We start from the raw sequence: 10175 nt of genomic DNA, 5'->3' as shown, positions 1-10175 counted from the left end.
TCTGAGGCGGTTTTTTTGTGCCTGTCTTCCGCGGCGTCTCGGTTTGCCGCTTCGGCCCCGATCAACGCCAGGACGTCGATTTGCTTCTGGCGGGTATTCCCCGGGATAGCCGCAACTGCCGGCGCTCAGAGGCAGGGCGGCGATCGGGCAGGAGAGAGACCCCGCCGGCAAGACTTTCGCGCAGGCAGCGCCAGCGTAGCATGAGAACCGCGACGACGCCCGCAGCACCTGCAACCGTGCGCTGTACCTGCGACCAGGCCGGCGCATGCTGCACAGTTGAGCAGACCATGAGCGTTTGACCGCCGCATTTTTTGGTTCTTGAAGCGCGGCCCGACAAGGAACTGGCGGAAGCGAGCGCCTCGACGCTGTCTCTCCATTGACCTGCGTCCCAAGTCGATCGATGTGGCGCGAATGGCGATTTCCCCCGCATTGCACCCCAGGCCACTCGTCGACCTGGTCCGCGCCGCGCATGGCGCTGACTGCGCCAAGCGATTCGAGGCGTACGATTTTGATCAGGCGACGCTGTACCTTTTCAGCGATGTTTGCCGGTCCGTGATGGAAGATATCGGCCCTACTCCGGGTGCTTGCACGCTGATGAACGCCTTACTCGCCGAGCGCGTGCGTGCAGCCATTGACGTGCCGTTTGCCGTCGTTGCGGGTGCGGTTAAGATCAACGGGGCCTATATATTCGGCAACAACTCTCCCATCAGAGGCGATCGTGTTTTTTCGGAAAGCACGCCCGATTTTGACGGACATGTCTGGATGATATTCGGCCGCTATCTGGTCGATGTTTCGCTTGCGCGAACCGCGTTGTCGGGGCGCGCGCATCCTCTTTTGGAGAGCACCATTCGGAAGAAATTCGGTCCGAAGACCGGATTGTTCGCGATTCCGACCGAAGAAGCGCGCCGTGCTGGCCTTCTGTATCTCTCGCGCTACGTCCTGACCGACGCCCAGATCGGGCCGCTCGCTCAAGGCGCCAAACGATGTTTCGGTTTGGACGACGGCACCGCCCGAACGGCCTGAAGCCGGGGGCAGGGCCGGATTTCCAGCCCTTTAACGATCGCACCGCAATCCCAACCGAGGCGATTCGAACGCGAGCATAGGCCGCAGCGAGACAGCGGCCTGCTCGTGGACGATCCTCATCTTCGGCGGCAGATGCGTTCGTCGAGGCACGCGCGCAGCACCATCTGTCAGACGTCCGCCGTCAGATAGATGCTGATGTTCCGCTGCATGGTCGGGGAGTAGACATTGCTCGATACCGGCCGGAGGCGATACACGCTGGAGAGGTTGGCCCCGTTGAACCGGAGGGTCAGCGGTTTGCCGGCAATGGCGAACTGGTAGCGCGCGCAGAGCCGGTACAGCGTCTGCCCGGGCACGAAGACGGTGTTGGCCACATTCGCGGCCACGGCACTGTCGTTGCCGATACTACCATCGATCGACAGCTTGGGAGCGAACGGCAGCGCATAGTTGGCGCTGAGGCGGAGGCCGGCATCGGCCTGGTTCGTCAGGATCGCAAAGGAGCAGCTGGTTGGCGTTGGCCGCATAGCTTGGCGCAACGCCCGCATCCTCCAGACCTTTGACATAGCTGGCATAGGCCGACAGAGCCTTGCCGAGCGGCACGGCCGCGCTGGCCGATGGGAGCCACTCATAGCTTGTCCCGCGGATGCGACCGACGTCCGGCAAGGCAACATCCTTGGTACAGGCGGTGCGCTGCATGCCGAAGGTCGCCGCCCCCAGGCCTGCCCAGTTGATTCCGTACGAAATCCCGCCGGCGCGCTGGCGGGTGATGTCGACCGTGTACGCGCCGAACTGTACGGGCGGTTTTGCGACATCAACCGTCTCGCGAAGCGCCGCCGTACCGAGATCGACGCCCACGCTGTCCCCATAGAGCGAGCGGTTGTCGCGCCCGCGCAGGTTCACGGTGAGGAGGTGCTTGCGCGGCCCGTCGATGAGCAGTCGCGAAACCCGCGCTTCGCCGCTCCAGGAATGGCTTTGCGACGGCGGCGAAGCATAGACCTGGCGCTGCGTCGCCACGCCGTCCTGCTCGACCAGCACCAGATTGGCGCAAGAGTCCCCCGACGTCGACGATGTCCGGAATGCGCCGGCGCGGAGCGACTGGACGTGGTGATACGCATCTACGTTTTACCCATGTTCCGAGGTTGAGCGAAGCCGTCGCCGCACTGACCGCCGAGCCGCGGAAGAAGGTCTGCACCACGTCCTGCAGGGTGGCCGACTGCACGTCCTCGGCCAACGCCGTCGGCCGATAGACATTGGCGCCGCCGCGCAATTCGTGCGTCAGATAGCCGCGCTCCTCCAGGCGCGCGATCAGCGTCCGCACCGCGGAATAGCTGGGCGCGGAAGCCATGCGCTCGCGAACGGTCGTCGCGGTCATCTCACCCCCTTCGCAGAGGATGGCGGACGGCGGAATTGCACCGGAACTCCGCCACGCGGCGGACGGCTCCCGTCAGGTTTTGCGTACGCTGCTGATACGGGGCGGAAGAGACGGTGTCTTTGCCGTCGATGCGGACGACCCGGACGATCTCTCTGCCGCCGTGGTGACCGTCTGGTCGCTGTTGCACGGGTACACGTTGCTCGAGCTCGACCACCTTCGATACCTGGAAACCTCGCTTCAGACGGATTTGCTGACCGACCGGGTATCGGAGCGCCTGGTGCGAAGCATCCGGCTTGTTTCGCCAGTGACAGGCACGCGCAGCAGGTTTCCCGCTTCCGTTGGTCTGCAAGCCAAAGGTCCGTGATACCAGCCTTACGATTGCCGATACGCGTCTGGCCGGCAGAGGACCGCGCCGAGAAACACGCATGCCTCCAACGCCGCGGAGCAACGGAAAGCGGCAGCGCCACCCCCGCCGCTGCCGCCTGTTCCGATAACGGATTGTCGCCGTCGGCCGATCGAAAAACCCGAGGCCAGTCTTCACCGGAGCGCGGGGCGGGCGCCGCGAGCGAGGACAAGGACCGTCTTCGCTCCCGCGCTTTAAAACATGTGCCGAACGCCTGCCATGGCGGACAGCGTCCGCAGCGTCGGCTCGAAGCGCGTCGCGACGCCGCTGCTGGTCCCGTCGAACGCGAGCTTGCTGGTCTGCGAATAGCGGCCGCCGACTTCGAGGGTGGTCTTGGCCGAGACGTTGATCCCGATGCCGACATCGCCGTGCCACGTCATGCCCCAGTCCTTGCCCGAAAACTGGCTGACCAGCCCGCCCGCCCCGGTACGCGAGAGGTTGGCATCCACGCGCGCGGCGCCGATGCCGCCGCCGACATAGGGCACGAACACCGAATGGAGCGGGATGTCGACATAGCCGGAGATGCTGACACTATAGGCGCGCGTGCGGCCGGACGCCGGCAGATCGCGGCTGCCGATCCCCTTCAGGTCGAGGTTGTTGCTGTTGTAGCCGATCGTCTGCTCGATGCGGAACATCCCGAAATCATAGCCGCCGCCGATTTCGCCGGTCAGCCCGGTCTTGTATTTGGTCTTGTCGTCGAACTGCGACGGAAGCCGCGCCACATCGAATTTCTGGTCGGAGTTGATCGAGGCGCCGGCACGCGCGACCGCATAGATGCCGCGGGGCGCTTCGCTCTGCGCCTGCGCCGCCGATGCCAGCATCACCGTCGCCATGAAGGCTGCGAAGGCGGGCGGAAGAATGTGGGTCATGAAGTGCCTTTCGTGAAATCGCCACCTCGTTGCGGCGGCTCCGATCGGCTGATGGTGGACGGCGATGAACGCTCGTCGTAGGTTTCGTGGAGGTTCCGTGGAGTTGCCCCCTCCATCGTTCGTCCATGCAATTCGGCAAAGGCGATGCCGAAGGGAGCGCGTGTGAGCGACCGAATATTGATCGTCGAGGACGAGCGCGAGATCGCCGAGCTGCTTGCCGCCTATGTCGAAAAGGCGGGCTTCGAGGTCGTCCGGGCGGGAACGGTGCAGGACGCCATCCGTGCTCACAGTCAATCGAACCCTGCGCTGGTGCTGCTCGATATCGGCTTGCCGGGCGGAGACGGGATCGATGTCCTCACCGCGATCCGCCGCCGCGTCGACACCCCGGTCATCATGATCACCGCGCATGACGACGAGATCACCAAGCTCTCGTCGCTGCGCATTGGTGCCGACGATTATATCGTCAAGCCGTTCAGCCCGTCCGAAGTGGTCGAGCGCATCCGGGCGGTGCTGCGGCGCACACACGGCTCGACCAGCCGGCGGACGCTGTCGGTGGGGCCCTTGCGGATCGAACTCGATGCGCGGCTGGTGCAGTGCCAGGCCGCGGACGGGGACGCGTTCGTCAGCCTTTCGCTGACCCCCAGCGAGTTCGGGATCCTGGCCCATATGGCACGCCACCCCCGCCGCGCATTCTCGCGCGCCGAACTGCTCGAAGCCGCCTCGCCGGACAGCGAGGCCTATGACCGGGTGGTCGACAGCCACTTGTCGAAGCTGCGCCAGAAGCTGGCCGCGGCCGGCTGCACCGACATGATCGAGCCGGTTCGGGGCCTGGGGTACCGGCTATGGTCCCAATGCTGAACCGCATCGTCAGCCGGATGGTCGTGCTGGCGGCGGCGACCACGCTGATCACGATGCTGGTCGGCCTGTTCGCCTATCTGGCGGCGGTGCATTACCGTCTGGACGTCGCGACCAGCCACATGCCCCCCAAGGCGCGGGCCGAACTCGAACGCCTGGTGCGCACCCATCAGGAGGGCAGCGACCGCTATTTCGAACTGTTCAACCGCTATGGCGCCAGCACGCCGGGCATTACCGATATGGGCTTTATCGGTTCCATCGCCTTCGTCTCGCTGCTGGTCGGCGGCGGCGTGGCGATGGTGTTCGCCCGGCGGATCAGCAGACCGATCACCGCCGTCGCCAGGGCCGCCGCGCAGGTATCCGCCGGCAAGCGCTCGGTGCGGGTGGATCGCGGCGGAACCTCGGGCGAGACCGGCGAGCTGATCGAGAGCTTCAACCGCATGGCGTCCGATATCCAGGCCTATGAGCGCGAGCGGACGGTGCTGACCGCCGGCATCGCCCATGAGCTGCGCACGCCGCTCACGATCCTGAAGGGCCGGCTTCACGGCCTCGCCGACGGCGTGATCGATCCGGCCAAGGGGGAAGCGGATCGGCTGTTGCGTCAGGTCGAGCATCTGTCGCGGCTGGTCGATGACCTGCGCACGCTTGCCCATGCCGATGCCGGCGAACTGGACCTCGATCGCCGCACCGTCGATCTCGACGCGCTGCTGGGGGTTGCCGTCGCCGATCTGCGCGGCATGGCGGCCGAGCGCGCGGTGACGCTGGCGGAGCGCTATGTGCCGGTTCGCGTGCAGGGGGATCCGGTCCGGCTGACCCAGATCGTCACCAACCTCCTGACCAATGCGATCAAGCACGCGCCCAGCGGCAGTGCGGTCGAGATATCGCTGAGCCTTGCCAAGGGATGGGCGATCGTGCGCGTCGCGGACGAAGGCGAAGGGTTCCTGCCCGAGGATGCCGAACGCCTGTTCATGCCGTTCTGGCGTGCGGGTGCCGACAAGCTCGCCGGGCGGCACGGCAGCGGCATCGGCCTGACGCTCGCCGCGAAGATCGCCGAGGCGCATGGCGGCCGGATCGTCGCCCAGAACCACGTCGAGCGATCGGGCGCCTGCTTTTCCGCCTGGCTGCCTGCCTGAGCGATCGACAGCGGCAAGGCATATCCACGGCTTTTCCCGCGAATCTCCATCCAGCCTCCATGCCCCGCTGCTTGGAAGGGTGCAGGCGGGGCCGTCCCGCCGGCCACCACGCCGCCATTGCCCCGGCAACGGCGATGGGAGATTGAATCGATGCACAAGACCTATACCGCCACCGTCGCGGCGCTCGCCTCGCTGTTGATCAGCACCGCGGCGCTGGCTGCGGCACCGATCACCGGCACCTGGATGACCGAAGGGGGCAAGGCCCTGGTGCGGATCGAGCCGTGCGGGGATGCCATGTGCGGGCGCATCGTGAAGGTACTGCGCCGCGAACCCGGCAAACCCACCACCGACATCGCCAATCCGGATCCCGCCAAGCGCAACAACCCGATCGAAGGGACCTTCATCCTCACGGGTTTCAAGGACGCGGGCGCGCTCTGGAAGGGCAAGATCTACAACCCGGATTCGGGCAAGACCTATGCCGCCAAGCTGACGCGCAATGCCGACGGCACGCTGAAGGTCGAGGGCTGCGTAGCCTTTCTGTGCCGCGGCCCGATCTGGACCCCCGCAGGCTAGTCCGCCGCCGTTCGGCCTCCGCCGATCCGCGCTCCGGCGCATTTTCCACGAACCTTAAGACGCCGGTGCCGCACCGCACCGGCAACGAGGAGAGCGTATGCGTACCATCACACGGTTGGTCAGCGAGCCGATCAACGCGCGAATCGGCAGCCGGGTGTTCAACGACAAGCTGGAACTGCTTGGCGGCGCGCTCGCCAGCGACATCCTTGCCTTGCTCGAGGCCCGCGGCGTGCTCGTTTTTCCCGGGATCGGCTTCACCGAAGCCGAACAGGTCGTGTTTACCCATATGCTGGGCACGCCCGCGGCGGAAGGCAGGGACGGACGGGTCGTCACCAGGGTGTCGCTCGACGCGCGCGAAAATCCGGAAGCAGCCGCATTCCTGAAGGGATCGCTGTACTGGCACATCGACGGCACGAACAGCGATGTGCCGATCCGCGCCTCCTTGCTGTCCTGCAAGGTGCCTGCGGCGCGGGGCGGCAACACCGGCTTCTGCAATACCTACGCGGCCTGGGAGGACCTTCCGCTCGCCGAAAAGGCGGTGTGCGACGGCAGGCGCGTCGTTCACGCGCCCTGGGCCTCGCTCGCTTATTATGATCCGGAACCGCGCCTGCAGACGCTCAGGGCGATGCAGGCGTTAGGGGAAAAGGAGCTGCCGCTGGTGTGGAACCATGCATCGGGTCGCAAGTCGCTCATTCTGGGCTGCACCGCCCGCAACGTGGTGGGGCTTGATTACAAGGAGAGCGCGGCGCTGCTCGCGGGTCTTCGCGAATGGGCCACGGGCCCGACGTTCAGCTACAGCCATGCGTGGCGCGCCGGCGACCTGGTGATGTGGGACAATACCGGCACGATGCACCGCGCAGAAGCCTATGATCCGCTATGCGGGCGGCTGATGATTCGAACCAAGCTGGAGGGGGAGGAGGCTTTCGCCTAGCGCCAGTTCCACGACTCCCCCGGCGCAACCGGCCCTTCTCCTTCGCAAGCTTGCGCTGAACGGCGCGGGGCGGCACGCCGCGATCATGAATCCTTTTATCGCGCCAGGTCATTCTCACTGATCACGATGATGGGGCGATCTGGACCCTTGGAAAGTGCTGCGAGGGCAGCTTCCTTGATAGTGTCCTCGTGTCGGCGAAAGCTCTCTTCGGCGTCGCCGTCCGGCTGATCGCCCGTCAGAGCTTCCAGAACGCTGTACTGCACCGCGAACTGGTATTCTTCGCCATCCACCTCGCCATCAAATTCAACTTGGCGCTCATCCAGATTGTCGAAGATGGACGTCGCATCGATTTCGAGCTGCGTAGCGGGCATTCAATGCGCTCCATGAGAGTTCAACTGCTCGTAACCGAATGAGCATCGATCGGGTTCCGAGCCGCATGGCGGAAGGAGCACGCGGCGCGCTTGCTGCAATCAGGCCGAGGGGGCCGGGATTCGCCGCCGGTCACGCCGGCTCCTCGTCGCCCGGCGCAAGGTCGGCAGGATCGAAGTCGTAGGCGAGCAGATCGCCCGGCGTGCATTGCAGCACCGCGCACAGCCGGTTGAGGCTGCTGAAGCGAATGCCCTTCACCTTGCCCGAACGGAACAGCGACAGCTGCGTCTCGCTCAGGTTCACGGCCGCCGCCAGATCGCGGGCCTTGATCCCGCGGGCGGTAATCAGCGCATCGAGGGTGACGCGAACCGGCATCAGAACATCTCGTCCAGTTCCGCCTGCACCAGCACCGCCTGATCGACGACATGCGCGAGCAGGACCAGCGCGGCCCCGATCACCGCCAGCGTCATGCTGCCGACGTCGAAAAAGACGTAGCCGCCGCGCGTGCCGAGGATCATGCGCTCGAGGTTGGTGACCAGGAAGACGTTGAACACGCCACCCGAAGCGAGCGCCACGCCGATGCGGCGCAGGGCCGAGGCCAGCGTCTGCTGTACCGGGCGCCCCGATGCCAGCCGTCCCACCGCCTGGCCGACGAACACGATGCCGAGCACGTAGCAGGCGGCCGGCAGCAGCCGCACCAGGTCCGCCGCGAAGTGGGGATCGGACATGGCGAGCGTCCCGCGCGCGATCGGTACGGTCGATGCCAGCCCGAGCGCGACGACGATGCACGCGGCGGTAATGAAGGCCAGCAGCCGGAACCGGGCGCAGTCCGCTCTGAAGCGGGTGGGGGAGACGTACCGCATGCACGTCCATACCACGTTTAGCTTTGACTTAAAGCTGGCCGCCGATCATTTAAGTTAGAATTAAACGATTCGGGAGGGCTTGGTGGGCGGATTGGTGTGCACGGAAGGGCTCAGGCGCCGCTTCGGCGGCGTGCTGGCGGTGGACGGCGTGACGATGACCGTGCCGGAACGCGCCGTCTACGGCTTCGTCGGCCCGAACGGATCGGGCAAGACGACGACCCTCAAGATGCTGCTGGGCCTGCTGGCACCGTGCGAGGGACGGATCACCATCGCCGGGCTGGACGTCGGCAGGGAGCGGCTTGCGATCGCGCGGCAGGTCGGCGCGCTGCTGGAGGCGCAGGGCTTCTACCCCAATCTGACGGGTGCCCAGAACCTGGATCTCTCCCGCCGCCTGCTCGGGCTGCCGGCGACGGAGATCGACCGCCTGCTCGAGCTTGTGGAACTGCGACATGCTGCGGACAGACGCGTGGCAGGCTATTCGCTCGGGATGCGCCAGCGGCTGGGGATTGCCCGCGCCATGCTCGGCGCACCGCGGCTGCTGGTCCTGGATGAGCCGACCAACGGCCTCGATCCCGACGGGATCGCGCAGATGCGCGGCTTTCTGCGCGATCTGCCCGCACGCAGCAACGTCACGGTGCTGGTGTCGAGCCATTTGCTGGGCGAGGTAGAGCATAGCGCGACCCATGTCGGCATCATGCATGGCGGCCGCCTGGTGCGCGAGGGCGCGTTGCAGGCGCTGAAGAAAGGCGCGGCGCGCCGCGTCCTTGTAGAAAGTGCGGCGGCTGCGCGCGCCGCCGCCTGCCTGTCCTCTGTCTTCGACGTCACTGCAGGACGGGACAACGTGGCAATCCACCTCAAACCGGGGGAGGACCTTGCGGCCGTGGTTGCATCCATCAGCACACGGCTGCTCGGTGCAGCCTTGCCCTTCACCGCGATCCGGGAGTGCGGCGCCTCGCTTGAGGACCTCTACAACGTCGCCGTGGCCGATGCCGTGCGGGAGGCCGCATGATGGTCCCGCACCTTCGCACCGTCGTCGCCGTCGAAGTGCGCAAGCTCCGACGCTCGCTTGCTGCGCTGCTCGCCGTCGCCGCACCGGCGATCATCGCCGTCTTCATGTTCTTCAATGTCGTCAAGATGCGGAACGCGGTGCCGTGGTCGGTGTGGATGAACAACATGGCCGGCTTATGGGGTGCGTTCATGCTGCCGCTTTCGATCACGGCGCTGACCGCGCTGATGGCCCAGATGGAGCATGCGCCAAAAAGCTGGGACCATCTGCGCGCGCTGCCGGTTCCCCGCTGGATGCTGTACGCGGCGAAGCTGATCTGCACCGCCGTGCTGGTCGGCGCAATGACCGTCATCCTGCTGGCACTGACCCTGATCGCGATCGAGGCGGCCGCCTGGATCAAGCCGGCGATCCGGCCAGGCGGGACGCTCCGCCTCGCGCTGGTGGCGACCATCCTGCTCAAGATGTACGGTGCCGCGTTGCTGATGACTGCCATCCAGCTGTGGCTGGCGATCCGCTTCACCAGCTTCGTACCGGCCATATCGGTCGGCATTGCGGGCGCCTTCTTCGCGATCGTTTCGAACGCCGCCTGGCAGGGCGTATTCCTGCCCTGGCAGATGCCGATCAACATGCTCGCGTCCGTTGCGTGGCGAGGCGAGGTCGCGCTGATGCTCGGCATGGGGGGCGGGGCATTCGCGAGCGTCGCAGTGGTTGCGCACCTCTCGCGCCGCGAGGTGTTGTGATGCCCGTGTCCCAGCCCGGCCCATTCTCGACGGCCGCTTCT

14 protein-coding genes and 1 pseudogene are annotated in these 10175 nt (G+C 65.9%); 8 read left to right on the top strand and 7 right to left on the bottom strand.

Annotation, left to right across the window (positions count from 1 at the left end; genetic code table 11):
* The first annotated feature begins 411 nt into the window (after nt 1-411).
* Nucleotides 412-1023, top strand: a complete 612-nt coding sequence (locus SPI01S_RS19660) for a hypothetical protein (RefSeq protein WP_066726719.1) — start codon at nt 412-414, stop codon at nt 1021-1023.
* A 167-nt stretch (nt 1024-1190) separates the two neighbouring features.
* Here SPI01S_RS19660 and SPI01S_RS23405 read toward each other — a convergent pair whose 3' ends face one another.
* The 3 genes and pseudogenes from SPI01S_RS23405 to SPI01S_RS23400 all read right to left on the bottom strand — a co-directional run.
* Nucleotides 1191-1544 carry a hypothetical protein gene (locus SPI01S_RS23405; RefSeq protein WP_084253621.1) on the bottom strand — a complete coding sequence of 118 codons (354 nt, stop codon included), beginning with the start codon at nt 1542-1544 and terminating at the stop codon, nt 1191-1193.
* A complete protein-coding gene (locus SPI01S_RS23155) occupies nt 1426-2055 on the bottom strand; it encodes a hypothetical protein (RefSeq protein WP_066726716.1) in 630 nt (209 codons plus the stop codon). The genes SPI01S_RS23405 and SPI01S_RS23155 overlap by 119 nt, the downstream gene beginning before the upstream one ends.
* A gap of 181 nt (nt 2056-2236) precedes the next feature.
* Nucleotides 2237-2365 (bottom strand): annotated as a pseudogene (locus SPI01S_RS23400) (BlaI/MecI/CopY family transcriptional regulator); the annotation flags it as partial.
* On the opposite strand from SPI01S_RS23400, the gene SPI01S_RS19645 reads away from it, so the two are divergent.
* Nucleotides 2364-2756 (top strand): TetR-like C-terminal domain-containing protein, encoded by a 393-nt coding sequence (locus SPI01S_RS19645; protein ID WP_157084805.1) that lies wholly within the window; start codon nt 2364-2366, stop codon nt 2754-2756. The pseudogene SPI01S_RS23400 and the gene SPI01S_RS19645 overlap by 2 nt on opposite strands.
* A 233-nt stretch (nt 2757-2989) precedes the next feature.
* Here SPI01S_RS19645 and SPI01S_RS19640 read toward each other — a convergent pair whose 3' ends face one another.
* A complete protein-coding gene (locus SPI01S_RS19640; protein ID WP_066726713.1) occupies nt 2990-3664 on the bottom strand; it encodes an outer membrane protein in 675 nt (224 codons plus the stop codon).
* Between the two features lie 162 nt (nt 3665-3826).
* Here SPI01S_RS19640 and SPI01S_RS19635 point away from each other — a divergent pair, with 162 nt between their 5' ends.
* From SPI01S_RS19635 to SPI01S_RS19620, 4 genes are all read left to right on the top strand, one after another.
* Nucleotides 3827-4522, top strand: coding sequence for a response regulator transcription factor (locus tag SPI01S_RS19635; protein WP_218017638.1), 696 nt, complete (start codon nt 3827-3829; stop codon nt 4520-4522).
* On the top strand, nt 4507-5652 hold the full coding sequence (locus SPI01S_RS19630; protein ID WP_084253618.1) for a sensor histidine kinase: 1146 nt from the start codon (nt 4507-4509) through the stop codon (nt 5650-5652). The genes SPI01S_RS19635 and SPI01S_RS19630 overlap by 16 nt, the downstream gene beginning before the upstream one ends.
* A 150-nt stretch (nt 5653-5802) precedes the next feature.
* Nucleotides 5803-6225 (top strand): DUF2147 domain-containing protein, encoded by a 423-nt coding sequence (locus tag SPI01S_RS19625; RefSeq protein ID WP_066726707.1) that lies wholly within the window; start codon nt 5803-5805, stop codon nt 6223-6225.
* A 97-nt stretch (nt 6226-6322) separates the two neighbouring features.
* Nucleotides 6323-7156, top strand: coding sequence for a TauD/TfdA dioxygenase family protein (locus SPI01S_RS19620; protein WP_066726705.1), 834 nt, complete (start codon nt 6323-6325; stop codon nt 7154-7156).
* 95 nt (nt 7157-7251) lie between these two features.
* Here the strand turns inward: SPI01S_RS19620 and SPI01S_RS19615 are convergent, their stop codons facing one another.
* The 3 genes from SPI01S_RS19615 to SPI01S_RS19605 form a co-directional block, all read right to left on the bottom strand.
* Complete coding sequence (locus tag SPI01S_RS19615) at nt 7252-7527, bottom strand: DUF1488 family protein (RefSeq protein ID WP_066726703.1); 276 nt, start codon at nt 7525-7527, stop codon at nt 7252-7254.
* 130 nt (nt 7528-7657) lie between these two features.
* Nucleotides 7658-7900 (bottom strand): helix-turn-helix domain-containing protein, encoded by a 243-nt coding sequence (locus SPI01S_RS19610; protein ID WP_066726701.1) that lies wholly within the window; start codon nt 7898-7900, stop codon nt 7658-7660.
* On the bottom strand, nt 7900-8388 hold the full coding sequence (locus SPI01S_RS19605) for a DUF2975 domain-containing protein (RefSeq protein WP_157084804.1): 489 nt from the start codon (nt 8386-8388) through the stop codon (nt 7900-7902). Before SPI01S_RS19605 ends, SPI01S_RS19610 begins: the two co-directional genes overlap by 1 nt.
* Before the next feature lie 82 nt (nt 8389-8470).
* Here SPI01S_RS19605 and SPI01S_RS19595 point away from each other — a divergent pair, with 82 nt between their 5' ends.
* Both SPI01S_RS19595 and SPI01S_RS19590 read left to right on the top strand, forming a co-directional pair.
* Complete coding sequence (locus SPI01S_RS19595; RefSeq protein ID WP_066726725.1) at nt 8471-9397, top strand: ABC transporter ATP-binding protein; 927 nt, start codon at nt 8471-8473, stop codon at nt 9395-9397.
* Nucleotides 9394-10134, top strand: coding sequence for an ABC transporter permease (locus SPI01S_RS19590; RefSeq protein WP_218017637.1), 741 nt, complete (start codon nt 9394-9396; stop codon nt 10132-10134). Before SPI01S_RS19595 ends, SPI01S_RS19590 begins: the two co-directional genes overlap by 4 nt.
* The last annotated feature ends 41 nt before the right edge of the window (nt 10135-10175 follow it).

Origin of the sequence: Sphingomonas pituitosa NBRC 102491 (assembly GCF_001598435.1) — a bacterium.
Lineage (GTDB): Bacteria > Pseudomonadota > Alphaproteobacteria > Sphingomonadales > Sphingomonadaceae > Sphingomonas > Sphingomonas pituitosa.
This window is presented reverse-complemented; position numbering and strand designations above follow the sequence as displayed.

Coding starts and splice junctions, on each gene's coding strand:
- SPI01S_RS19610 (WP_066726701.1), bottom strand. CDS start 7,900: ATGCCGGTTCGCGTCACCCTCGATGCGCTGATTACCGCCCGCGGGATC.
- SPI01S_RS19620 (WP_066726705.1), top strand. CDS start 6,323: ATGCGTACCATCACACGGTTGGTCAGCGAGCCGATCAACGCGCGAATC.
- SPI01S_RS19645 (WP_157084805.1), top strand. CDS start 2,364: ATGCGCTCGCGAACGGTCGTCGCGGTCATCTCACCCCCTTCGCAGAGG.
- SPI01S_RS19615 (WP_066726703.1), bottom strand. CDS start 7,527: ATGCCCGCTACGCAGCTCGAAATCGATGCGACGTCCATCTTCGACAAT.
- SPI01S_RS19630 (WP_084253618.1), top strand. CDS start 4,507: ATGGTCCCAATGCTGAACCGCATCGTCAGCCGGATGGTCGTGCTGGCG.
- SPI01S_RS19605 (WP_157084804.1), bottom strand. CDS start 8,388: ATGCGGTACGTCTCCCCCACCCGCTTCAGAGCGGACTGCGCCCGGTTC.
- SPI01S_RS19625 (WP_066726707.1), top strand. CDS start 5,803: ATGCACAAGACCTATACCGCCACCGTCGCGGCGCTCGCCTCGCTGTTG.
- SPI01S_RS23405 (WP_084253621.1), bottom strand. CDS start 1,544: ATGCGGCCAACGCCAACCAGCTGCTCCTTTGCGATCCTGACGAACCAG.
- SPI01S_RS19660 (WP_066726719.1), top strand. CDS start 412: ATGGCGATTTCCCCCGCATTGCACCCCAGGCCACTCGTCGACCTGGTC.
- SPI01S_RS19640 (WP_066726713.1), bottom strand. CDS start 3,664: ATGACCCACATTCTTCCGCCCGCCTTCGCAGCCTTCATGGCGACGGTG.
- SPI01S_RS19590 (WP_218017637.1), top strand. CDS start 9,394: ATGATGGTCCCGCACCTTCGCACCGTCGTCGCCGTCGAAGTGCGCAAG.